Below are 23,322 nucleotides of genomic sequence, written 5' to 3'. Positions count from 1 at the left end.
CTGCTTTCTAAATGACCTGGAAAATAAAGAAATCTAAATAGTGGGTCTCGGGTACTCCCCAAAGAATGGGGTGGTCGGGTGCCTGTTGCCGTTCTTCTAGCTGTAAGAGGCTTACGCCTGCGTTGCGGGCTGCATAATGCAGGGTTTTCTTAAGCAGTTCGGTAGTCATAAAGTGAGAGCAGCTACAGGTCGCAAGATAACCACCGCGAGGCAGCAGCTTCATAGCAAGCTCGTTGATTTCTTGGTAGCCGTGCATAGCGTGCTTTACGGTTGATCGGCTTTTTGTAAATGCTGGAGGATCTAACACAATAAGGTCAAATGGGCCGCCCTGCTCGCGCAAATAGCGCTTGTCACCTGCAAGGTCAGGGAGATATTTCATGACATTTGCGCAGGTAAATTCCATGCGGTCATCGAGATTATTAAGACGAGCATTCTCATGTGCAAGATCGCAGGCAGTCTGGCTTACATCGACACAGCGAACAAAAGATGCTCCTCCCGCTGCGGCATTGAGGCCAAAGGGGCCGACGTGGGAAAAACAATCGAGTACACGGCGATCTTTTGCAAGCCGCCTCACAGCGCGGCGGTTGTATTTTTGGTCGAGAAAGAAGCCTGTTTTCTGGCTATTTTCGAGATCAAGGTCGAAAGCGATGCCGTTCTCATGAACGATAATGCGCGTACTTGAAGCGTTTGAGGCATCGAACCAGCCCTTTTCGAGTGGCAGACCCTCTTTCGTACGGCTGGGCGAGTCGTTTCTCTCATAAATGCCGCGAATGGCAATACCATCCTGTGCAAGTACATCGAGCAGCAACGGATAAATCTGAGAGCGCAGTTTTTGCATGCCCACAGTACCAACTTGTGCAACGAGCACATCTTCGTACTTATCAACAATAAGACCTGGGAAACCGTCTGCTTCCGAGAAAAGAATGCGACAGCACGTGAGATCTGACTCACAACCAGGCAAAGCGCGATTCCCAAGTGCAGTAACGCGACGCTTCCAAGCCCAGGTGAGCTTGCGTGACCAAAAGGCGTTATCAAATCGATCGTTTGCGTTGCGCGTGATTAAGCGAATACGAATCGTGCTTGCTTCGGAGAGAAGCCCGGAGCCATGCCATGTTCCATTTTCCTCGACTACATCGACAATATCGCCATTTTCAGCCGTATGTCCATCGAGGGAAGCTGGCTCTAGTCGCAGGACTTCACCTGCGAATACCCAAGGATGGCCTGCTGCGAGTGCGCGCGCTGCCTTTTTAGTGATAAGAGCACGGGGATAAGGGCGAATTTGCTTCATACAAAAATCCAGGCTTCACGATATCCAGAGCAAAGTACTCAGCTCAAGAGCAAAAAAGTTACGAAATATAAGACCCGTTTATAGTAACAGACTTTTCTCAATGCTAAAGACGGATGGTATCTGGGTTTTATTACGCGCCGTTTGCAGAGTCCTTTTATTGTTGTCACAGTGTTTGTGATGTAAATCTGTAGAATTAGTGAAGCGATATTCAGGTTTTGTCTAGGAATGCGTTTTATCCGGACAACTTATTAGAGGAGCAAGAACCATGAAAAAGGTGGATAAAGCAAGCGTTTCTATAAGAACGCTGTTGGGAGCTGCGCTTGCATCAGCAATGTTAGTGGGAAGCCTTGCTCTTACCGGTTGTGGTGGCACTTCAAGTGGCGAGGCAGCAGATGCAGCTGCTGAGACTGAGGTGGCGCCAGAGGAAGTTGCCGAAGAGTTCGCGCAAGCGCTCTTTGATGGTGACGGCGAGACCATGTGGAATTTGATGTCTCCCGAAATGCGCGACGCTGCTCTTGAGCAAGAAGATATGACTGAAGAAGAGGCTATTGATGAGTTGAGCGACATGGGCAAATCGAACATGGGCTCTGTCGAAGACTATATTGATAGCATTGAAGTAACTGAGCAGGGCTCCACCGATCTTAATGAAGACGAGATTGCCGACCTGGTAGAGGCATATGACTCGGACTACGATATTCAGATTAATGTCTCGGCTGCTAAAGAAGTCGATCTTGAGGTAAAACTTGTTCTCAATTCAGATGGCGAAGACCTTATTGGTGACAATCTTTCCGATGATGATTTAACCACCGATGTTTCGTTGGTAGTTGTTCAGATTGATGGCCAGTGGTACGTAGAGCCAACTGGCATGTCGATGTAAATCTTTTCAAGCATTTAAGATATAAAGAGGAGGCTTCAGTGAGTACAAACAGGAAATCGAACGTATCTATCAAAGCGCTTTTAATGGCATTCTTTGCTGCTTTGCTGCTTGTTGGTGGCTTGACGTTGGTAGGCTGCGGTGGCGGCGGAGAGTCTTCTGAAGCCCCTGCTGAAGAAGAGAAAGAAGCCGAGCCCACGAGAACGCCTGAAGAAGCAGCAGAAGGCTATGTTCAGGCAGTGTTTGATAGTGATGGCGACACTCTCTGGGAGCTTTTACCACCAGATCTTCGTGATGCTCTGATGGACGAGATGGGCGGAGACGAAGACGAGGTTATCTCTGAACTTGAGAGCACAATTGGCGATTCTATGGACAGCGCTCTTTCTGGCATGGAAGACTATGTCAACGGGTTCACTGTTACTGCCACAGATACGAAGGATCTTTCTTCAAGTGAGATAGACGACCTCATTGAGACCTATAGCTCAGACTACAATCTGGACCTCAATATTGAAGAGGCTCAGGAAGTAGATCTCACCGTCGGACTCGATCTTACTTCTGAGGGCGAAGAGCTCTTGGCAGCGAATGATGTCGATCCTTCTGAGGCTACAACTGAAGCTACCGTTGTCGTTATCAAAGTCGACGGCGAGTGGTATTTCGATATGACGAGCCTTCTCTAAACTAACTCGTTGTTGTAAGTGATAGACCCTCGCTGGAAAATTCCGGCGAGGGTCTCTCTTTTTGCAGATTACTTTACCCGCACGATAACGTTGTCATGACGCGGAGCTGCTTCTGGATGTAATGCCGAACCCTCACCTGGATAGCCCAGAATTACATGGCCTACACCGCGCCATTCTCCCTCAATGCCCCAGCGTGTAAGAAGCTCTTTGCCTTCGTTGGACTCAAATTCTTCGCGTGCACGATGAATCCAACAAGAGCCAACGCCAAGGGCATGAGCTGCATTGAGCATATTGCAGATAGCACATGATCCGTCTTCAACACAGGTGGGCACCGCAGGGTCGACGAGTACTACGATGACTGTTTGCGCCCCATAAAACGGATCGGAATCCGTCCCCATGATTGCAGCATTCATATGGGAGAGTTTCGCTACGTCGTCCGGGTTTGTCACAACAACAAATTTCCAGGGCTGACGTCCTTTTCCACTTGGGGCGAATGTGCCAGCTTCTACAATATGCTCAAGTGTTTCTTCATCGAGTGGCTGAGAAGTGTACGAGCGGCAACTTCTACGTGTAAGAAGTGTTTCAATTGCTTCCATCTGGTCTCCAATCTCGCCATACTATGCTGAACTGCGGTAATTTGGGTACTTAAACAATACTGCGCCAAACTGCAATATAAATATTGCAACTTTGGCATCAAAACGCAGACGGTAGATACGCCTGCCTACTTGAGGATGTGATTTGATGGATATTAGCACCGCTTGCATCCACGCTGGTTATGAAGCTGGCAATGGAGAGCCTCGAGCCCTTCCGATAACACTGTCAACGACGTTTCGTTATTCTTCAACAGATGAGGTAGCTCGCCTTTTTGACCTTTCTGAAAGCGGATTTTTCTACTCCCGCATTGGTAATCCAACGTGTGATGCTGTTGAGAAGAAAATCGCTGCACTTGAGGGCGGCGTTGGCGCAATGCTCACCTCCTCGGGGCAAGCAGCCAACCTTCTTGCTGTTATCAATCTTGCTTCAGCAGGCGATCACATCATTGCCTCTTCAACAATTTACGGTGGTACCGTCAATTTGTTCAGTGTAACGCTCAAGCGGTTTGGCATTGAGTGCACCTATGTTTCTCCGCGCGCTACAAAGGAAGAAATTCTTGCTGAGGTGCGTCCGAACACCAAATGTGTATTCGGAGAGACGGTCGCAAATCCCGCGCTCGCTGTCCTTGATCTGGAGGTATTTGCACAGGCAGCACACGAGGCAGGGCTGCCGCTGATTATTGATAACACGTTCCCCACGCCAGTTCTCTGCCGTCCCTTTGAGTGGGGTGCCGATATTGTTACGCATTCCACTACAAAATATATCGATGGCCACGCACTCACCGTTGGCGGCGTTATTGTTGATTCAGGAAACTTTGATTGGGAAGCTTCGGGTCGTTTCCCTGATTTCTGTGAGCCGGATGAAAGCTACCACGGCGTGGTATATACACGCGATTTCGGCAATTCGGCGTTTATCGTTAAAGCCCGCGTTCAGCTTATGCGCGATCTTGGTTGCTATCCTCCGGCTACCAATGCTTTTATCCTCAATGAAAGCCTTGAAACGCTGCCTTTGCGTATGAGAAAGCATTGCGATAACGCTTTGCGTGTTGCTGAATGGCTTGAAAACCAGCCAAAGGTGGTATCTGTTAATTATCCTGGGTTGCCCTCGAGCCCTGATCATGACCTGGCAACGAAGTATTTGCCTGAAGGTGCTTGTGGTGTCATTTCATTTGTAGTGGACGGTGATCGTGATCGTGCAGCAGCGCTTCTCGATCATTTGAAGATGATTCCGATTGAAGTGCATGTTGCTGATTCGCAGACGAGTGTGTTGCACCCTGCTTCTTCAACGCATCGCCAGCTCACCGATGAGCAACTTATTGCATGTGGAGTAGAGCCAGGAATGGTGCGTCTCTCCTGCGGCCTTGAATCGGTCGACGATATTATTGCCGATCTTGAGCAGGCTTTCGCACAGATCTAACAGCAAGTTGGCCACCTCCTGGTTACAGGAAAGAGGGGTAGTCAATTTCCTGTGATAAGGTGATAAAACAAAGAAATAAAAGAGCTAAGAATCTTTGATAAATGGAATAATGCCTGTATTCCATCATATATTTTGATTATAGAAGGGCCTGATCGACACATTGAGGTCGGTCAGGCCCTTATTTGTAGAGAGAAACCGCTTACCACTCAGTTCATGCCGCTCATCGCAAAACTGTGAATCACAGAAAAATAGTTTGTAAACACAGATATAACTACAGATAACAAAAATATTAAGACCAAAAACTGAGGTAATTCAAAAAGTTAGTTACTAATTGTTCGTTAAGTTCTGTAAAAGATGCCTGAAACAAAAATTTATCTATCGGTTCACAGAACTTGCGACAAGAGAAAGGGAGGAAACATGAAGGCACTGACACGTTATTGCGATCATGGTGAGTTTGGAGGCTATCACTACATTGATGTTCCCATTCCAGAATGTGGCCCCGATGATGTAATTATCCGTGTCAAGGCAGCTGCAATTTGCGGTGCCGATATGAAGCACTGGTATGCAGATCTCGAGGGATCAAACACTTCTGAAACTATCAACTCTATTCGTGGTCATGAGTTCGCTGGCGTAATCGTCAAGGTTGGCGAGAATGTGACCGATTGGCACGTCGGCCAGCGTGTTGTATCTGATAACTCTGGTCAAGCTTGCGGTAAGTGCCCGGCTTGTGAGCGCGGTGACGTTATGCTCTGCGAGCACAAGACAGGTTTGGGTCTCGACAATAACTGGGTTGCTTTTGGTGGTTCTGGCGGTTTTGCAAAATACGCCAAGATCCCCGGTGGCATTCTCCGTCTTCACCCACATGCTCTTTGGGAGATTCCAGACGGCGTAAAGTATGAGGAAGCTGCACTCCTTGATCCTGTTTCCAACTCCTACAAGGCCATCGCTCAGCAGTCTAGTTTCCTTCCTGGTCAGGACATTGTTGTCTTTGGTACAGGTCCTCTCGGCCTGTTTGCCGTTCAGGTTGCACGTATCATGGGTGCCGTCAACATTGTCATGGTAGGTCTGCAGGAAGATGTCGAGACCCGCTTCCCGATTGCCCGTGAGGTCGGCGCAACTCACTGCGTCAATGGTTCAACTGAAGATGTAGTCAAGCGCTGCACAGAGATTTGCGGCCGCGACAATCTTGGTCTTGTAATCGAGTGCTCTGGTGCAAACATTGCCCTTCAGCAGTCACTTGAGATGCTGCGCCCCAACGGCGAGGTTGTGCGTGTGGGCATGGGCTTCAAGCCGCTTGAGTTCTCCATCAACACCATTACTGAGTGGAACAAGAGCATCATTGGTCACCAGGCATACGATTCCACTTCATGGCGTGAGTGCATCCGCCTTATTCAGTCCGGCGCTATCAAGATGCAGCCAATGATTACCCATCGTCTTGGCCTTTCTCAGTGGAAAGAGGGCTTCAAGGCTATGGCAGACAAGTCCGCTGTGAAGTGCGTCTTCCATTACGACGAGGATGACAAGGACGTAAAGGAATACGGCGAGGACGATTACGCCGACGACTACGACTTCGAATAAGCATGTAAGACATTGCGAACCCGGCAGGACGAGTTCCTGCCGGGTTTCCCACTAGTCTGGAGTTTTGTTCATGGACAAGAAGCTGCTGCTTGCGCCATCAATGGGTTGTTGCGATCTGTTTGATTTCGCTCACCAAGTTGAATTTATTGATACTCGTGCAGACTTTTTTCATATTGATATTAAAGACGGCAACTATGTAAAGACCTATAGCATCGGCCCTGATTTTATGGCGGCACTTAAGGACCGTACTTCCACTCCTATGGATGCACACCTTATGGTTAAGCATCCGCAGTGGATTATTGAGGACTGTGCTAAAGCTGGAGCAACGTATATTACTCCGCATACTGACTGCATCGAAAGCGATGCTTTTGTCACGTTTAACAAGATTATTTCGCTCGGCTGCAAGGCTGGTGTTGCGCTTAATCCCGCTGCACCACTTGAAGGTATCCGCCACTATCTGCCACTGCTTTCCAAAGTAACCATCATGATTGTTGATGCTGGTTACGCAGGACAAAAAGTCATTGAGCCAATGTACGACAAAATTCATACGCTCGCTCAGTGGCGTGAAGATATGGGCCTTTCTTTCCTTATCGAGGCAGATGGTTCAATGAATGGCGATGTATATCGCCCGTTGTATGAAGCCGGTGCTGACGTTGTTGTTCTTGGTCCTCCAGCACTGTGGAACAAAGACGAGAACATCGAAACCGCCTGGGACATTATGCAGGGCGAAGTTGATGCCGCGCTTGATGGGGCAGTTTGCTGGTAATTCAGTCCAAATAGCAGTCAGAAACCATGCAAGGCATGGACAAATATACAAAACAGATAGGAGAACATGAATGGGTGAAGTAAAAGGGGCGAATATCGGTGCAAGACTTGACCGCCTGCCCAATTCTAGCTGGCACGTAAAAATGTGGCTTATTGTTGCATTTGCACTGCTTGTATGCTGGTCTAACGGCATTGCCGGTTCTGTTCAGAACATCCTTCTGAACGAGATCCACTGGCTGCAGCCTGGTACTACGCTGCTCGCAATGTGGGGAACCACCTATACCTTGGGCCAACTGTTCGGCGCACTTATCGGTGGCCCAATTGGCGATAAGATCGGTCGTAAGAAGTCAATCCTGCTTTACGAGACGATCCACATCATCGTTATGATTGGCGCTGCAGTATCTCCTAACATCTACGTCCTGTATGTGTTCCGTTTCCTGCAGGGTCTTGGTCTCGGTGCTTTGCTCGTTGTTCTCTTTGCAGCTTTTACCGAGTATGTTCCTGGTCGTAACCGTGGTGTTTGGTCGAGCCGCAACTCCTTCATTGGTAACTGGGCTCACCCCATTTGCAACCTTATTGGTTTCATCCTTATCGTTATGGCAATCCCGAGCGATCTGAACTGGCGTATTCAGTTCATGATTCCTTCGATTCTTTCAATTATTGCCACGATTCTTATTGCCAAGAATTTCCCCGAGTCCCCGCGTTGGCTTGAATCTCAGGGCCGCGTTAAGGAAGCTGATGCCATTCTTACTCAGATCGAGAAGAGCATTGAGGCTTCCACTGGCAAGCCACTGCCTCCTGTTACCGAAGCTCCTAAGCCCGTCAAGAATCTTCCGTATTCTGCTCTGTTCCATGGCAAGCTGCTCCGTCGTACCATCGTTGGTTCGCTTGTTCTTATCGGTATGAACACCATTCAGTACACCCTCATGACCTGGATGCCGTCGCTGCTCGTAGGTCTTGGCTATGACACTTCTACCTCTCAGTTCATGACAATGTTTGGTCTGTTTGGCGCACCGTTTGGTATCTTCATCGCCTCACTTATCATGGACCGTATTCCTCGTAAGGTCATGGGCGTTCTGTTGCTTGCTGGTATGGCTATCTTCGGCATTATCATCGGCGTTACTACGCAGATGGGTATCGTGAACATGACCGGCCTTATTGCCCTCACGTTCCTTATGAACACCATCATTTATATGTACGTTTGCTACGCATCGGCTGTATACGTTCCGGAGATGTGGCCGACTTCCGCTAAGCTCTCCGGCTCTGGTTTCTGCAACGCTATGGGACGTTTGGCCAACGTGTTCTTCCCGTTCCTGGTTACAGCACTTGCTGCCATGAACTCCAGTTACGTATTTGTCCTGCTTGCCGCCGTTTCGGTAATCATCGCCGTGGCTGTTGGAGCAGCAGGTGTTGAGACTCGTGGCGAGTCTGTTGAGGCAATCGGTGACCTTGACGAATAAAGCAAGATACACAGCGAATTGCTGAAGGAGTGTTTGTTGCAATGAAAAATAGCAAGGCAATTCTTGTTGAACCGAAGCACTTTGAGATAAAGGAAGCGCCTGTTCCTGAGCCTGGTCCAACCGATATTCTGCTCAAAGTTGAGTATGTTGGTATGTGCGGTTCCGATATCCACGGATTTGAGTTTGGTCCGTTCATCCCGCCTAAAGACCCCAATCAAGAGATTGGTCTTGGTCATGAGGTTGCCGGTGAAGTTGCTGCTGTCGGCTCTGAGGTAACGGAGTTTAAGGTTGGCGATAAGGTCCTCATCGAGCCTGGTGTGCCTGATGGAACCTGCATGTACTGCCGTGAGGGTCGCTATAACATCTGCCCCGACGTGGACTTTATGGCTACCCAGCCCAACTATCGCGGCGCTCTCTGCCAGTATATGGTTCATCCGGCAGAGTGGACCTATCACGTACCTGAGGGCATGACCACCATGGAGGGCGCTCTGGTAGAGCCTGCAGCTGTTGGTATGCACGCAGCAGTGCTTGGTGGCGCAACATTAGGCAGCCACATCGTTATTCTCGGCTGTGGCACCATTGGTCTTATGACGCTTCAGGCTTGTGTGAGCTTGGGCGCAACTGACATTACAGTCGTAGATGTCATTCCTTCTAAGCTTGAGCTTGCAAAGAAGCTTGGCGCTAAAGAAGCACTTAATGGCAAAGAGGTAGACGTTGTTTCTTACCTCCGCTCTGACGAGAAGTTTGGCGATCACGGTGTGGATCTCGTCTTCGAGTGCTCAGGCTCCGCTTTCCTGGCACAGGAAGCAGTAGATCTCGTTGCACGTGGCGGCAAGATCATGATGGTCGGCACGCAGAACAAGCCTGTGCCTATTAACTTCCTCAAGATCAACCGCGAGGTTACTATCCAGACTTCCTTCCGCTACTGCAATGACTATCCACGCACTATCGAGGCCATTGCTACTGGCAAATTTAATGTCAAAGACATGGTCACCAACATCTATGACTACAAGGATGTCCAGCAGGCCTTCTCTGATGCAATCGACCCGGTGAAAAAGCAGGACATGGTCAAGGGTGTTGTAAAGGTTGCCGGTACCCCTGGTTGCGAATAAAGCGGCACTCAGCAGGTTTTAGGAATACGTAAGCAAGGAGAATAACAATGCTTGCAAACATTAAATTCTGGGAAAACAAGGCTAAGGAAGGCCAGTTCGCAATCCCTCACTTCAACGTATGGAACGCCGAAATGCTCATGGGTGTTATCGACGCTGCTGAGGAAGAGAACGCTCCTATTATTATTTCCTTTGGTACTGGCTTCGTAGGCAACACGGTCTTTGAGGACTTTTGCTGGATGATGCTGGCTATGGCCAAGGAGGCCAAGGTTCCAGTTATTACTCACTGGGATCACGGTCGCAGCATGGAAATTATTCAGAATGCCTATACCCATGGCATGAACTCCGTCATGCGCGATGCTTCTGCTCTGCCTTTCGAGGAGAACATCAAGGAGATCAAGACCGCTGTTGATTACTTCCATCCACTGGGAGTGCCAGTAGAGGCAGAGCTCGGTCATGTGGGCAATGAGACCGTGTATGAAGAGGCACTCGCTGCATATGCCTATACCGACCCAAGCCAGGCAGCAGAGTTTGTAGAGCGTACCGGCTGCGACTCACTTGCCGTTGCTGTTGGTAATGTACACGGTCACTACAGCGCTGAGCCCAAGATTAGCTTTGATGTTATTGAGAAGTGCCGCGACGCTGTTGATGTACCACTCGTTCTGCATGGTGCTTCCGGTATTGGTGATGAAGACATTAAGACTGCCATTTCCTGCGGTATCGCAAAGATCAACATCCACACTGAGCTCTGCGACGCTGCTATGGGCGCTATTCGCGAGCACACCGACGATTCGTTCCTCGAGCTCGAGCGTGCAGTGCGCCAGGCAGTAAAGGATCGCGCAAAGTACAAGATCGAGCTGTTCGGCGATGCTGACAAGGCTGATGTTAGGTAACGGTAGGACTGGAGCTTTTAATGGATAAGACGCTTGATGTTGTCTGCGTCGGCGCAGCAATTGTAGATGTGCCACTCCAGCCGGTCAGCAGAAACATATTCGACAGCGAATCGTATCCCCTCGAGCAAATCTCCATGACTATCGGCGGTGATGCCATCAATGAGTCGACAATTATTACGCGACTTGGTGGCAAAGTTGGCCTTATGAGTCTCGTTGGCAACGATGCAGTGGGTGACTACATCATTCGCCATTGTGACACGGTAGGCATTAACCATGAGGGCGTACGCCGAGTGGATGGAATCGATACCTCCATTAACGTTGCCCTTATTACCGAAGATGGTGAGCGTACCTTTGTAACAAATCGCAACGGCAGCCTTTGGAAGCTTTGCGGCGATGATATCGACCTTTCGCTCATCTCGCGTGGCAAGATTTTGTCAATGGCAAGCTTCTTCAACAGCCCTCGGCTCGATAACGACGCGATTGTAAAAATCTTTAAGGTTGCCAAAGATGCAGGTATGACCATTGTCGCTGACATGATTAAGCCTCGTCTGGGCGAGACCTTCAACGATATTGCTGGAGCGCTTTCCTACGTGGACTACTTCTTCCCGAACGTTGAAGAAGCAGAACAAATGACAGGCGAGAATACGGTTGAAGCTGTAGCTGAAAAGATTCTGACCTATGGCGTAAAGAACGTCATTATCAAAATTGGCCGTAAAGGCGCACTTATTGATGGTGTGGGATACGAGCCGTTTGTAGTGCCAGCAGTTGAAGGTATTACAGCCCTTGATACGACTGGCACCGGCGATAACTTTGCCTCTGGTTTTATTACGGGGTTGCTTGAAGGCAAAGATGTTCGTGAATGTGGCGAGTACGGAAACGTAGCAGCTTCCATTGCTATTCAGAGCATTGGTGCTACCACCGGCATTACTGGCCGTGATGTTTTTGATGCGCGTATGGCGCAGTACCGCGCACAAAACCCCCGTTAATTTTCACTTCCTCCCATAGGGGGCCACATATGTGGCCCCCGTGTTACCTCACATAAGAGAGAGGACATACAACATGCGTTATATGGAACTTGGTAGTTCGGGCATTCAGGTTTCCAAAATGGGCCTTGGTACATGGGCAATCGGAGGCGGCCCTGCATGGAGCGGTGGCCCCAGCGAGCAGAACGCCGTCGACACCATTATCGAAGCAGCTCATCAGGGCATTAACATGGTGGATACTGCTCCTGGCTATAACTTCGGTGCTTCCGAGGAGATTGTCGGTAAGGCTCTGAAGCAGCTCGATCGTGAAAAGGTTGTTCTTGTCACCAAGTGCGGCGTTGTGTGGAATCGTAAGGGATCGGTTTGGAATAAGGTTGGCGACCGACAGCTCTACAAGCTGCTTACACCAGAATCTGTAAAGCTTGAGGTTGAAGAGTCTCTGCAGCGCCTTGGCACCGATTACATCGATCTTTACATGACTCACTGGCCCTCTGTTCCACCATTTGAGACCCCTATTGCTGAGACGGTAGGCGCCCTCAATGAGCTCAAGAAAGAGGGCAAGATTCGCGCTATTGGTGCAGCTAACGTTAGCATCGAGCAGATTCATGAGTATCTTGACTGCTGTGAGCTCGACCTCGTTCAGGGTAAGTACAACGTACTTGAGCGTGGCGTAGAGAATGATCTGTTGCCGCTGTGCCGTGAGCATCGCATTACTATGCAGGCATACTCACCGCTTGAGCAGGGTCTGCTCACAGGAACCATTTCTAAGGACTACCGTCCTGAGCCGGGCAATGCTCGTGCTAATAAGAAGTGGTGGCAGCCTGGCAATATGGAGCGCGTTATCGACATGCTCGATGGGTGGAAGCCGCTCTGCGAGAAGTATGACTGCTCTATTCCAACACTCTGCCTTGCCTGGATTATGAACCAGGGCGATGAAGTCAATCTGCTGACCGGTGCAACCGAGCCAGATCAGGTTGTTATGAATGCACGCGCAGCCGACATTGTCATTGATGAAGAAGACCTTCGCACCATGCGCGAGGATGCTGAGGCTCTGGATCGTTAATCCACATAAACAGATACGTCTCGCTCAAAGCGAGCGAGACGTGTTTTCACCCTTTTCAAAGAAAGGAGGGTTGTCATGGCCACTGAGGGGGTTAAAAAGAAAAAGCTCAACATTGTGCAAAAGATGTTTGTAGCTGTGATTTTGGGCATTTTTGTTGGAATAGGATGCATTTTCTTTAGAAATGCTATCGGACAAGATAGTGCACTATGGAGCTCTATTTATCAGTTCTTATTTGTTGATATTTCATCTCCAGAGGGTGTTTCTGGCATCGGTTTGTTCTATATCGTCAGCCAGCTCTTCATGCATATGTTGCAGGTATCCATTGTGCCGCTCGTTTTAGTTTCATTGGCACTCTCCATAAGCGATATTGCTCAGCCAGAAAAGCTTGGTAGATTAGCTATTCGTACGCTCATTACCTTCTTGGGATTCTATGTAGTAGCTGCTGCTATTGCAGGTACTGTCTCATATCTTGTTGCGCAATCTGGCGGTTTTAATGTCATCCTGCCCGATGATGTAGTGACAGAGACTACCTCGGTAGATGCATATAACCCACTTTCAGTAATTGTGAGCATCGTGCCGGATAACATGATTTCGGCGATGTCGAGCAATAACTCGGTGTTGGCTGTGTGCTTCCTGGGCATCGTTATTGGCATCTGCATGTCGCGCTTAGGCGAAAAGGTTGAGCCGCTCAAAAAAGTATTCGTGAGCATCGATGCAATAATTCAAATGTTCGTAAACTTTGTGCTTGATAAGCTCGGCCCGGTGTGTATCTTCTGCATGATAACCAGGAGCTTAGCGGTTTATGGAACAGATTATTTGCGTCCAGCAGCAGTATGGATTGCAACAACGATGATCCTCTGCACTGTTCTTGCCTTCACACTCTATCCGCTGTTGATCTTTATCTTCACAAGGCTTAACCCGTTTAAGTTTGCAAAAAAGATCGCTAAGGTTGCTTTGTTTGGAGCTGCAACGCAGTCATCTGCAGCTACGCTGCCGCTTAACATGAAGACTTGCAAGGACGAGCTAGGTGTTTCTGAAGACGTTGCCAGTTTTGTTTTGCCAACAGGTGTCACTATTCATATGAACGGCACCACGACTATGCAAATCATCGCCGTAACCTTCATTGGTACGGCGGCCGGTATCGAGATGACACCTGCCCTTATTGCAACCGCAGCGCTTATTGCCATTACGGTCGCCATGGGTACGCCGCCCATTCCGGCAGCTGGAGCTACGCTTGTATCAGTTGTTATGCTTGGCGCAGGACTCAATACACCTCTGTGCTATGTGGGCTACTCACTTGTTCTTGCACTTAACTACGTGCCCGGAATGGCAGTTATGCCTATGAATGTTGTTGATGATGCTGCTGCGAGCGTTATCGTGAGCCACAAAGAGGGTACGCTCGACAAAGATGTCTACAACAGCTAATTGAGAGATAGTCCTCCCTTTTCCAGCCCTGGAATGCCAAGATACAGAGGCATCTAGGGCTGCTTTATTAACTGATTGCTAAAAACCAGCTGAAATGTTTGAAACAAAGATTATATTGTGATGATAATCTGTGATAAAGGAATATTGGTCTGTGCGCATCAAGGAGCATCTTATGAGAGGCGTTGAGCGACAAGAACAAATTAAAAGTTATATCCACGCTTCGCATAAGGTGACTGTTGCAGATTTGAGCAACCGGTGGAATGTTACCGAGGAGACTGTTCGAAGAGATCTCGATAAGCTTGAAGAGCAGGGCTTTATTACTCGTATCCGCGGTGGAGCTATATGGAATGCAACCGTTTCTCGCAGCGGGGCTCGTTTTCTCGAGAGAAAAAGCCGTCAAGTTCAGGCTAAACAACATATTGCGCGGTGTACAGAAGAGTTCCTGCGCAATTGTATGACCGTGGCGGCTGATGACAGTACAACAGTGCTCGAAGCTTTACGCGTGGTTGGCGACGACACTTCTCTGAAAGTGCTCACCAATGCTGTGGAGCCGCTTATCGCATCCGAAGAGATGGCATTTCAAATAATTTCTACCGGTGGCATTTTTAACCGCAATGCGCTGGCATTCTATGGGGAGACCGCAGCGCAAACAATTTTGCGCTATCACGTTGACCTTGCTCTTATTGGTTGCGCCGGACTAGATCTTCAAAAAGGGGTAACCGATTCTAACGAATCAGAAATTGTTGTAAAACGCACTATGTTGCAGCAGGCTGATCGGGTAGCTGTGCTTGCTGACCATACAAAGTTCGGCCGTGTGGCATTTCTTGAGCTTTCAGACTTGGACAAGATCTCCTATCTCATAACGGATGAACGTCCACCGGAAGAATGGGTGGCACGCTGCGCAGAGCTTGGTGTTGAACTCATCTACTAAATGCGTATCTATACTAGAATGAGCGCAATAACTTCAACGCTTCGTCTCTGTCTTTGGACAGACACGTTATAAGTCGAAAGAATGGAGACAGGACGTGCCTATTAACATTCCCGATGGGTTACCAGCAAAAACTACACTGCATCAAGAGCATATTTTTGCGCTTGAAGAAGAGGCTGCGCATCGCCAGGATATTCGTCCCTTGCGTGTAGCCATTCTCAACCTTATGCCAAAAAAGATTGAGACCGAAACGCAAATTCTTCGCCTTATTTCAAAGTCACCATTGCAGGTTGATATTGACTTTATGCGCGTGAGCTCCCATGAATCGACGCATGTGTCTGCAGATCACCTCGTGAAGTTCTACGCGCCGTTCTCGGATTTCAAAGAGAATAACTACGATGGCCTTATCATCACGGGTGCTCCGGTGGAACAGATGCCGTTTGAGCAGGTGGATTACTGGGACGAGCTGTGTGAGATTATCGATTGGTCACAGGAGCACGTGTTTTCTACGATGTCCCTGTGCTGGGGCGCATTGGCAATGTTATGGCACTTGCATCAAGTTCCTAAACGTCAGCTTGGATCCAAACTGTTTGGCGTTTTCCCGCAGCATTTGTGTGATGAGTACAACTTCCTCACCAACGGGTTTGATGAGGTGCACAATATGCCGCACTCGCGTCACGCTGCAATTGATGCAAATGAGTTGGCAAAGCACCCCGAGCTCCAAGTGTTGTCGCAGGGCTTTGAGACTGGCCCAGCACTTATCGCCACACAGGACTTTCATGAGATATATGTAACCGGCCATTTTGAGTATGGTCGCGATACATTGGCCGACGAATACTGGCGTGATTTCAAACTCGGACTGCCTATTCGTCTGCCGGAGAACTACTTCCCGGATAACGATCCTGAGCGTCAGCCCATCTTCACCTGGCGCAGCCACGCCAACCTGCTCTATCGCAATTGGCTCAACTGGATTTATCAGATGACCCCTTATGAACTCGACCGCATTCCAGAGCGTATTCATGCTCTGCGCGAGCGCATGGAGGAAAAGTTCTAGGGAGCTTGAAGGGCCCTCGCAGAGTAGGAAAGATTCTGACCTATCAAACAGTAAGTCAGGCACCGGGAAGAGCCGCGGCCTATGTTCTTCTCGGTATGGTTCTTTGGGAGATAAGCAACAAATGGTGCAAGCTGGCGATGAGAGACTCACTGACGAGCTTTTGGAGATGCTGCTCGAAAGTGCAAGTCCGGAGGCTTATCTTTCAGAGGTGCGTGCAGAAGAGCGCTGTCTTTCCGATTATTTGCAAGAGCTCTTGCAGGTACACGAAGCAACGCGCTCCGAAGTAATTCGAGCTTCTGGCATGAATGCAACCTATTGCTATCAAGTGTTTCAGGGTACACGCCATCCGAGCCGCGACAATGTTCTCATGATCGCTTTCGGAATGGGGTGCACGCTGGAGGAAACGCAGCGGATGCTGCGCTTTGCTGGCCATAACGAACTATGGTGCAAGGTGCGTCGCGACGCCATTGTTATTTTTTGTTTGGAACATCGTCTAAGCCGCGTTGCATGCGATGACGAGTTGTGGCGTCTTGGCGAGAAAACCTTGCTGTCGGAGGAATAATTTGGCTGGGCAGGACGAGCAACTTCTTGCAATTCTCGAACACGATGAGTTGTATCGCGTGGAGCGCGTGCTTGCTGATAAGCCTGGATGTAAGACTGAACTTGTTTGGCGTGGCATCGAAGGTCCTTTTGTGCGCAAGCGTATTCCTCGAGCACTTGCGAGTCCTGCTGCTTGGAGAGCTGCTTCAACAGCTACATGCTCACGCATTCCTCGTATTTGGGATAGCTATGAGCTGCCTGATGAATTCGTTGTTATCTGCGACTACGTGGAAGGCGAAACACTTACTGTGCGGATGAGGGCGGCCGGGCATTTTTCTGAAGCGCGGGCTGTTAGGATCGCGTTAGATGTATGTGAAGCCGCTGCGGCCTTGCATGCTTGCGGCGTCGTGCATCGGGACATTACGCCCAACAATGTAGTTCTTGCAGCAGATGGCGCACATCTGGTGGACTTGGGAATTGCTCGTGTTCATGGCGAACATGATCTGCGTGACACAACAACTCTTGGAACCTGGGGTTTTGCTGCGCCGGAGCAATTTGGCTTTACACAAACTGACGAGCGGTCCGATGTGTACGCCATTGGCTGCTTACTCGGTTACATGCTCACCGGAATAATGCCTGGCACAAAGGAGTATGTGCAGGCGTTGGAAAATGATGCGGTCGTACCAAGCCTGCTCGCCGACGTGGTGAGAATGGCAACCGCTTTTGAGCCGAGCAAACGCTTTGCTTCTGCCTGTGCATTTGCTACGGAATTGCGTGATACGGGCTTTTATCAAGAAGATGCATCGTATCCAGAGAAAGCTTTGGGAACACCTGCGATACAAGGCAGTGTTCGAGATGAGGAAAGTGATGGCCCTGTTGGACCGTTTGGCATGTTTCCTGTCGCTCATGTTTTGAAGTTGTTTGAAGGATCTTTCAAGGCATTTCAGAAGGAGCAGCGAAAGGCAGCCAGATCTATTTTGGCAGGCGTCTTGGCTGTGCTCTTTTGGATGGCAACAGCTACTGTGGGCATGAGTCAAACAAACAGCGTGTCGGAAGCTTGTTCGGTGGTTATTATCCTTACGCTAGCATTTGTCAGCTTCACTATACTGTGCCTAGAAAGGCCTGCAGCATTTCTGCAGTATGGTGTCTATGCAGGTCATACCCAACAAGAGGTCCGTCGTGCCTTTTCAAAACGAATGGTTGGATGGGTAGCGTTTCTTGCCGTGCTGTTTGTTGTGTTAGTTTTTGTCGCGGCAACATTGCAGCTTATTCTTGAAGGTCGATAACCAGTATTTGCGCTGAAACCGACGGGCTGTTGCACGGCGAACCATCTATCCAAGCGCAGTTGCGCCAGCAAATACCAACACAGACATAACAATGACAAAAGCAAAGGCATAAGGGGCAATTTTGCCGAGAATCTCGCCATCTTTACCCGTGAGCCCACAAGCAGCACATCCAATTGCAATATTTTGCGGGGAGAGCATTTTGCCCGCGCTGATACCAAGAGAGTTGGACGCTACCAGCCAAGTTTCGTTTACACCAATAGATTGGGCAGCATGAAGCTGTACGTTTCCAAAAAGCACTTCGCTCGAGGTACCAGAGCCGGTTACGAATGTGCCCAATGCGCCAAGGAAGGGTGCTACCAGCGGGTAAGCCCCTCCGAGTGCGGTAACAAAGAAGGTGGCAATACTTGCGATCATGCCTGAGTAACCCATGATCTTTGCGCAGGCCAAAACACCAAGCATCGTGATGATGGTTTTACTCATCTGTTTGATGGTGGCGATAAGCACACCAAACATCTCACGAAGAGGGCAATGCTGAATGAACCCGCCTACAATTCCGCAGATAAATATCAAAACACCAGGCGTGTTAACCCATGAGAAGGTAAGTGTTGCAGTGGGGTCGCCAGCGTAAATGTTGACGGTGCTCTTAATGGCAGAAAGCGGCACGTTGATAAAGGGGAAGAGCTTGCTGGTGAGAAGCAGTACAACAAAAATGAGTGCAAAGGGAGACCAAGCGCGGATTTTCTCAGCAACGCTTTCTGACGAGTTGGGGCTTGCAATCTCAAGGCGATACTCCGCAGGAATTTTTCCTTCGTGATGCGTAAGGCTATAGGCAAACGTGAGGGCTAATGAACAAACGGAGGCAACAACGTCTGGAAGATCGGCTCCAATAAAATACGCACCTGCAACGAGTGGTATTGCAAAGGAGAAGCCGGCAACAAGTGCAGCCGGCAGAGCGCCTTTAAGCGCTTTTGATCCGCCACCAACAAGCATAACCATAAGAATGGGGCAGGCGATAACGAACGGGAAGACCTGAATAGCCTGCACCGTTGCAAGTGCGCCTGCATCAATACCTGTAATAGAGGCAAGTGTGGTTGTAGGAATGCCAATCGATCCAAACATGGTTGGAACGCCGTTGGCAATAAGACAGGAAAGAATAGCGGTAACGGGAGAAATGCCGAGTGCCATGAGCATGCTTGCCGGGATAGCAACTGCCGTGCCAAAGCCAGCCATACCCTCAAGGAAACCGCCAAAGCACCAACCAATAAGCAGTGTAAGGATGCGTTTATCAGCAGAAACAGAGCAAAGCATTCCCTTAATAGTTTCCATGGCGCCGGTATGCACCGTAAGGTTGTACGTAAAGACAGCGGCGATAATAACGATAACAATAGGCCACAATGCCATGGCAAAGCCTTCAAGTGCGGCGGTGGCAACATTAAGAGGTGTCATGCTCCAACCAACCATCGAGCAAACAATAGCTACAAGCAGGGCGCCTAGGCTTGCAATGTGGGCTTGCAGGTGGAGGCCACAGAGGGCAATAACAAGCCAGATGATAGGGGCGAGGGCGAATACAAACATTCCAAAAAGCTCGAGCATGCTAGCTCCTGAAGTCGTGCTGGGCAATCAGTCTTTAAATGTAACACTTAAGCCCTATTTATAAGATCGCTGGGAATCAACGAGTAATTAGGTGGGTCTGAAATTTAGCTTTCGGCTAATGAAACGACAAAGCATCTTCCTCATGCTGTTAGGCAGGAGGTTGTAATGCGGTCGGAATGGGATTTTATACGGAAGAGAGAGATATCACTGGCTGATGCCCTTGCTTTCGCACATACAGATAATCCATCGCTTTCAGAATGGATTGCTCACGAACTTAACGCGCGTAATCTTCGTCGTCGTGATATTGTGCGCGACTCTCGCCTTAATCAAACTTTTTGCTATCAAATTATTGCTGGCACCAGACGAGCCAGTCGGGATAAGTTGTTACAGCTGGCCTTTGGCATGCATCTGGGTATTGATGCTACTTGTGAACTGTTGGAGCGCGGGGGAACAAACGCCCTCATGCCAAGCGTTCCGCGTGACGTTATCGTTGCATATTGCTTGGATCGTCGCATGAATATTGATATATGCGATGACCTGCTGTGGGCGCAAGGAGAGCACACACTCGTGTCCTTTGAAGGAGGACGAAGCCCTCACTAAGCAAATGAAAATTGCTTATGAGAGATAGATCGAACGGACTCACTGCATTTGTGACGATAAAGAAAGTATTTCTTGCATTTCTTAGTACGGCAAATCATCGATTTAGCTCGCAGCTAATGAAACCAGGCTTTTTTGTTTTGAGAATGAACGAAGAGATTTTCCACCTTTAGGAAAGGAAAGAAATGAGAACTTCGCGAATTCTATGTGGTATTGCTGCGGGAATGCTCTCTCTTGCTCTTGTCGCTTGCGGCGGGACATCTGACACAGACAATGGCGGATCTTCGAACGAAGCAACGCAAGAGGCGACAGAGGAACAGAGTTCTTTTGATCTTGCTGTTGGAGAGACAGTTGAATCTGATAGTGGTCTCGCTGTAACCGTTAATTCTGTTGATGCTAGCCTTGTGAACTATGACGGGTCTCCAATTGTTGCTGTGAATGTCACCTATACAAACAATGGAGATGAAACCGCAAACTATAACCCTTACGACTGGAAGGGTGAAACCGATCAAGGCGCTCAGGAATACACAACGTACTACTCTGAGAGCTCCGAAGAGCTGAATTCAGGTAGCCTTGCTGCAGGCGGTACCGTAACTGGCAACCTTTATTTTGAGGGTGGTACGGTAAAAGCGCTTTATTACGGAAACGTTCTTGATAATGAGCCAACCGCAAGCTGGGTACTCTCATAGCAGACGCGTCATCCATAAGCTCTGTAAAGAAGAGCCATTGCTAATTGTTGTATTGCGCAACCAATTCAGGCTGTGCTGGTGCAATAAAGATTAAATGAGGGGATTAAAATGAGTGACTTTCAAAATTATGCTCCAGCATCTGGAACAAAGCAGCAGAAAAAGAATATCTTGCTAATCATCGCGCTCGTTATTGGTGCTGCATATCTGATATATAGCCTGGTGTATTGGTTCGGCGCAGCAAGCGGCGACAGTTCAAGCGCAGAACAGGCCGGAGCAGCAATTGCAACAGTGCTTGTTATGCCGCATCTTTTGATGACTTTTCTGGCTGTAGTCTTTAATGCTTTAGGTGTGTTTATGAATAAACGCGGCTTTGCATTAACGGGGGCAATTTTGTATGCAGTGGCAATGGTGCTTTTCCCAGCGTACTTCATGTTCGTTGTTGTGGAGATGGTCTTGTCATTCATTGCATTTGCTCAAATGAAAAAGGCGGCTTAGGCCGGAGCAAGCGTAACGAAGTAAGCAAAAAAGCCCGGGTTGCCCCGGGCTTTTTTGTTCATGGACTTTAGTCCGTGCCGCGCAGTACGCGCGGCATAGAAAACCACCCGCTGTGCGGGTGGACAGTACTTGGTGCTATGCAACGAAATGCCTTCCCCTCTAGCATGGTGATTGTTCAGGTCGCCGGCCCCGAGGGGAAGGTGATTGCCGTGGCCCAGAAGGCCAACAGCCTTGCGCACACGAAGTGGCTCTGCAAGTACCACATCGTGTTCGCACCAAAGTATAGAAGGAAGGTCATCTACAACCAATACCGCAAGGACCTGGGGGAGATTCTCAGGCAGCTGTGCCAGTGGAAGGGGGTCGAGATCATAGAGGGGCACCTGATGCCGGACCACGTGCACATGCTGGTCAGCATCCCGCCCAAGATCAGCGTTTCGAGCTTTATGGGCTACCTTAAAGGGAAGAGTTCGCTACTCATGTTCGACAGACACGCGAGCCTCAAGTACAAGTTCGGGAACAGGAAGTTCTGGGCGGAGGGCTACTATGTCTCCACTGTAGGCCTCAACGAGGCCACGATCGCGAAGTACATACGCGAGCAGGAGCGCGCCGATATTGCCCAGGACAGGCTGAGCGTCAAGGAGTACGAGGATCCCTTCGCGAGGGGCCCGCAGAAGGAGGGTTAGGCGCGCCGCCGGTTTGACCGGCCCGCCACGAGTCAAGGGGCTATCGGGCCTGAACGTCAGTTCAGGCCGGGGGCTTGAGCCCCTGGCCTGGGACCCTAGGGTTATACCCTAAGAGCAAACCACCCGCTGTGCGGGTGGTTTTGATTGGACTATTCCAGAATAACGTGGTGCAGCTCCCCATCCTCATACACGCCGTAGCTGTGTGAACCATCCTTAGGGATAGACACGCTTCCTGGGTTAAATACGCGAAGCTGAACTTTACCAACGGTTAAAGTTTCATCAACCTTAATGTGCGTATGTCCATACAGCACAATGCTGTTATCAGCGAGCTTGGGCAGGTTGTCTATGGAATTGTGAAGCCCGGGTCCGTATACGTGTCCATGCGTACAGAACAGCTCGCGTATGGCATGAGCGTCGTCTGTACCTTCTGCGGAGCGTCCAGAATCAAGCACTACGGTATAGTCCGCCAGGCAGGGGAAATCGAGCATCATTTGGTCAACTTCAGCCTCGCAGTTGCCGCGCACAGCGATGATCTGCTCGGCAAGGCTATTGAGCATTGCGGCAACTTCTTTTGGTGCGTACTCATCGGGCAAATCATTGCGGGGGCCATGGTAAAGAAGGTCACCAAGAAGCACAATACGGTCAGGAGTTTCGGCTTCGATAGCGTCCATGAGTTTGCGACACCAGGCCGCCGATCCATGAATATCGGATGCAATAAGAAGCTTCATGGTGCGTCCTCTGTTTCTCTCGGAGGGTTTGGTTCTAACACCCATCATACAAAAGGAGACCAGGCATATAGCTTGGTCTCCTTTTTGCATTACCTAATTAAATACGTATGCAGCAATGCAAGTGTGCTGTGTGCCGAACGCTAACTTAGTCCTCAGCGATCTCGGTGATTGCGCCAGCAGGGCAAGCGTCAAGGCAAGCGCCGCAAGCTACGCAAGCATCGCCATCGGCAACCTGAGCAGACTCGTCGCCAAGCTCGAGTACGCCAGCAGGGCAGGTGTCAACGCAAACGCCGCAAGCAATGCACTCGTCGGCATCAATAACGGGGTGAGACATAATTGCTCCATTCCTTGTAAACCCTATCCGTTCGCCGCCTTAAATCCTCTCCAGGCGTTCATGCGAACGATTCCTTGCGTTGAGAATATCATGCACTCGGTGGTTTGCAAGGTTTAGTCGGGAACAGATGGCATAGTTTTTCGGAATGGTATGAAAATTTCCCTCAATTGGGAGACACATCGCGGAATGACCATCTGTGCAGCGGTTTGCCTACATAAACCTGTAACAACAAACATAAATTGTGAAGGGTTAAAAAATCTAGTATAAAGA

24 protein-coding genes are annotated in these 23,322 nt (G+C 49.4%); 19 read left to right on the top strand and 5 right to left on the bottom strand.

The window, feature by feature from the left end:
• Positions 1-7 precede the first annotated feature (7 nt).
• Positions 8-1,288: a class I SAM-dependent rRNA methyltransferase gene (locus ACQY6Y_RS03205; protein ID WP_428378873.1), complete on the bottom strand. Its 1,281-nt coding sequence runs from the start codon at positions 1,286-1,288 to the stop codon at positions 8-10.
• A gap of 265 nt (positions 1,289-1,553) precedes the next feature.
• Between ACQY6Y_RS03205 and ACQY6Y_RS03200 the strand changes: the two genes are divergently transcribed.
• Positions 1,554-2,165: a hypothetical protein gene (locus tag ACQY6Y_RS03200; RefSeq protein WP_428378872.1), complete on the top strand. Its 612-nt coding sequence runs from the start codon at positions 1,554-1,556 to the stop codon at positions 2,163-2,165.
• A gap of 38 nt (positions 2,166-2,203) precedes the next feature.
• Positions 2,204-2,839, top strand: coding sequence for a hypothetical protein (locus ACQY6Y_RS03195; protein WP_428378871.1), 636 nt, complete (start codon positions 2,204-2,206; stop codon positions 2,837-2,839).
• Between the two features lie 68 nt (positions 2,840-2,907).
• On the opposite strand, the gene ACQY6Y_RS03190 is transcribed toward ACQY6Y_RS03195, so the two are convergent.
• Positions 2,908-3,435: a nitroreductase family protein gene (locus ACQY6Y_RS03190; RefSeq protein ID WP_428378870.1), complete on the bottom strand. Its 528-nt coding sequence runs from the start codon at positions 3,433-3,435 to the stop codon at positions 2,908-2,910.
• A 145-nt stretch (positions 3,436-3,580) separates the two neighbouring features.
• Between ACQY6Y_RS03190 and ACQY6Y_RS03185 the strand changes: the two genes are divergently transcribed.
• The 13 genes from ACQY6Y_RS03185 to ACQY6Y_RS03125 all read left to right on the top strand — a co-directional run bounded on the left by ACQY6Y_RS03185 (position 3,581) and on the right by ACQY6Y_RS03125 (position 17,933).
• Positions 3,581-4,849, top strand: coding sequence for an O-acetylhomoserine aminocarboxypropyltransferase/cysteine synthase family protein (locus ACQY6Y_RS03185; RefSeq protein WP_428378869.1), 1,269 nt, complete (start codon positions 3,581-3,583; stop codon positions 4,847-4,849).
• 417 nt (positions 4,850-5,266) lie between these two features.
• Positions 5,267-6,427: a zinc-binding dehydrogenase gene (locus ACQY6Y_RS03180; protein ID WP_428378868.1), complete on the top strand. Its 1,161-nt coding sequence runs from the start codon at positions 5,267-5,269 to the stop codon at positions 6,425-6,427.
• A gap of 70 nt (positions 6,428-6,497) precedes the next feature.
• Positions 6,498-7,193: a hypothetical protein gene (locus ACQY6Y_RS03175; protein WP_428378867.1), complete on the top strand. Its 696-nt coding sequence runs from the start codon at positions 6,498-6,500 to the stop codon at positions 7,191-7,193.
• A 70-nt stretch (positions 7,194-7,263) separates the two neighbouring features.
• A complete protein-coding gene (locus ACQY6Y_RS03170) occupies positions 7,264-8,652 on the top strand; it encodes an MFS transporter (protein ID WP_428378866.1) in 1,389 nt (462 codons plus the stop codon).
• Between the two features lie 41 nt (positions 8,653-8,693).
• Positions 8,694-9,764 (top strand): NAD(P)-dependent alcohol dehydrogenase, encoded by a 1,071-nt coding sequence (locus ACQY6Y_RS03165; protein WP_428378865.1) that lies wholly within the window; start codon positions 8,694-8,696, stop codon positions 9,762-9,764.
• A gap of 47 nt (positions 9,765-9,811) precedes the next feature.
• Complete coding sequence (locus tag ACQY6Y_RS03160; RefSeq protein ID WP_428378863.1) at positions 9,812-10,654, top strand: class II fructose-bisphosphate aldolase; 843 nt, start codon at positions 9,812-9,814, stop codon at positions 10,652-10,654.
• Between the two features lie 20 nt (positions 10,655-10,674).
• The gene (locus ACQY6Y_RS03155; protein WP_428378862.1) at positions 10,675-11,640 is read left to right on the top strand and encodes a carbohydrate kinase family protein; all 966 of its coding nucleotides are present in this window, start codon (positions 10,675-10,677) and stop codon (positions 11,638-11,640) included.
• A gap of 73 nt (positions 11,641-11,713) precedes the next feature.
• A complete protein-coding gene (locus ACQY6Y_RS03150) occupies positions 11,714-12,700 on the top strand; it encodes an aldo/keto reductase (protein ID WP_428378861.1) in 987 nt (328 codons plus the stop codon).
• A 75-nt stretch (positions 12,701-12,775) separates the two neighbouring features.
• Positions 12,776-14,125 (top strand): dicarboxylate/amino acid:cation symporter, encoded by a 1,350-nt coding sequence (locus tag ACQY6Y_RS03145; protein ID WP_428378860.1) that lies wholly within the window; start codon positions 12,776-12,778, stop codon positions 14,123-14,125.
• A gap of 172 nt (positions 14,126-14,297) precedes the next feature.
• Positions 14,298-15,056: a DeoR/GlpR family DNA-binding transcription regulator gene (locus tag ACQY6Y_RS03140; protein ID WP_428378859.1), complete on the top strand. Its 759-nt coding sequence runs from the start codon at positions 14,298-14,300 to the stop codon at positions 15,054-15,056.
• A gap of 94 nt (positions 15,057-15,150) precedes the next feature.
• Positions 15,151-16,107, top strand: coding sequence for a homoserine O-succinyltransferase (locus ACQY6Y_RS03135; protein WP_428378858.1), 957 nt, complete (start codon positions 15,151-15,153; stop codon positions 16,105-16,107).
• Between the two features lie 121 nt (positions 16,108-16,228).
• On the top strand, positions 16,229-16,669 hold the full coding sequence (locus ACQY6Y_RS03130) for an XRE family transcriptional regulator (protein WP_428378857.1): 441 nt from the start codon (positions 16,229-16,231) through the stop codon (positions 16,667-16,669).
• Between the two features lies 1 nt (position 16,670).
• Entirely contained in the window at positions 16,671-17,933 is a 1,263-nt protein-coding gene (locus tag ACQY6Y_RS03125) for a serine/threonine-protein kinase (protein WP_428378856.1), read from the top strand.
• A gap of 45 nt (positions 17,934-17,978) precedes the next feature.
• Here ACQY6Y_RS03125 and ACQY6Y_RS03120 read toward each other — a convergent pair whose 3' ends face one another.
• Positions 17,979-19,526, bottom strand: a complete 1,548-nt coding sequence (locus ACQY6Y_RS03120) for an L-lactate permease (protein WP_428378855.1) — start codon at positions 19,524-19,526, stop codon at positions 17,979-17,981.
• A gap of 165 nt (positions 19,527-19,691) precedes the next feature.
• Here ACQY6Y_RS03120 and ACQY6Y_RS03115 point away from each other — a divergent pair, with 165 nt between their 5' ends.
• From ACQY6Y_RS03115 to tnpA, 4 genes are all read left to right on the top strand, one after another.
• Positions 19,692-20,126, top strand: coding sequence for a hypothetical protein (locus ACQY6Y_RS03115; protein ID WP_428378854.1), 435 nt, complete (start codon positions 19,692-19,694; stop codon positions 20,124-20,126).
• A 182-nt stretch (positions 20,127-20,308) separates the two neighbouring features.
• Positions 20,309-20,812: a DUF4352 domain-containing protein gene (locus tag ACQY6Y_RS03110; RefSeq protein ID WP_428378853.1), complete on the top strand. Its 504-nt coding sequence runs from the start codon at positions 20,309-20,311 to the stop codon at positions 20,810-20,812.
• A gap of 108 nt (positions 20,813-20,920) precedes the next feature.
• The gene (locus tag ACQY6Y_RS03105; RefSeq protein WP_428378852.1) at positions 20,921-21,307 is read left to right on the top strand and encodes a hypothetical protein; all 387 of its coding nucleotides are present in this window, start codon (positions 20,921-20,923) and stop codon (positions 21,305-21,307) included.
• Positions 21,308-21,516: 209 nt separating this feature from the next.
• Entirely contained in the window at positions 21,517-21,990 is a 474-nt protein-coding gene (gene tnpA, locus ACQY6Y_RS03100; RefSeq protein WP_428378851.1) for an IS200/IS605 family transposase, read from the top strand.
• A 149-nt stretch (positions 21,991-22,139) separates the two neighbouring features.
• Here tnpA and yfcE read toward each other — a convergent pair whose 3' ends face one another.
• Together yfcE and ACQY6Y_RS03090 are read right to left on the bottom strand one after the other, a co-directional pair.
• Positions 22,140-22,718, bottom strand: a complete 579-nt coding sequence (gene yfcE / locus ACQY6Y_RS03095; RefSeq protein WP_428378850.1) for a phosphodiesterase — start codon at positions 22,716-22,718, stop codon at positions 22,140-22,142.
• A 145-nt stretch (positions 22,719-22,863) separates the two neighbouring features.
• Positions 22,864-23,052: an ATP-binding protein gene (locus tag ACQY6Y_RS03090; protein WP_428378849.1), complete on the bottom strand. Its 189-nt coding sequence runs from the start codon at positions 23,050-23,052 to the stop codon at positions 22,864-22,866.
• Between the last annotated feature and the right edge of the window lie 270 nt (positions 23,053-23,322).

It is taken from the genome of Olsenella sp. Marseille-QA0557, assembly GCF_965119725.1.
Taxonomy (GTDB): Bacteria; Actinomycetota; Coriobacteriia; order Coriobacteriales; family Atopobiaceae; genus Coprovicinus; species Coprovicinus avistercoris.
The sequence above is the reverse complement of the archived record's forward strand: the minus strand, read 5'-3'. Positions and strand labels throughout refer to the sequence as shown.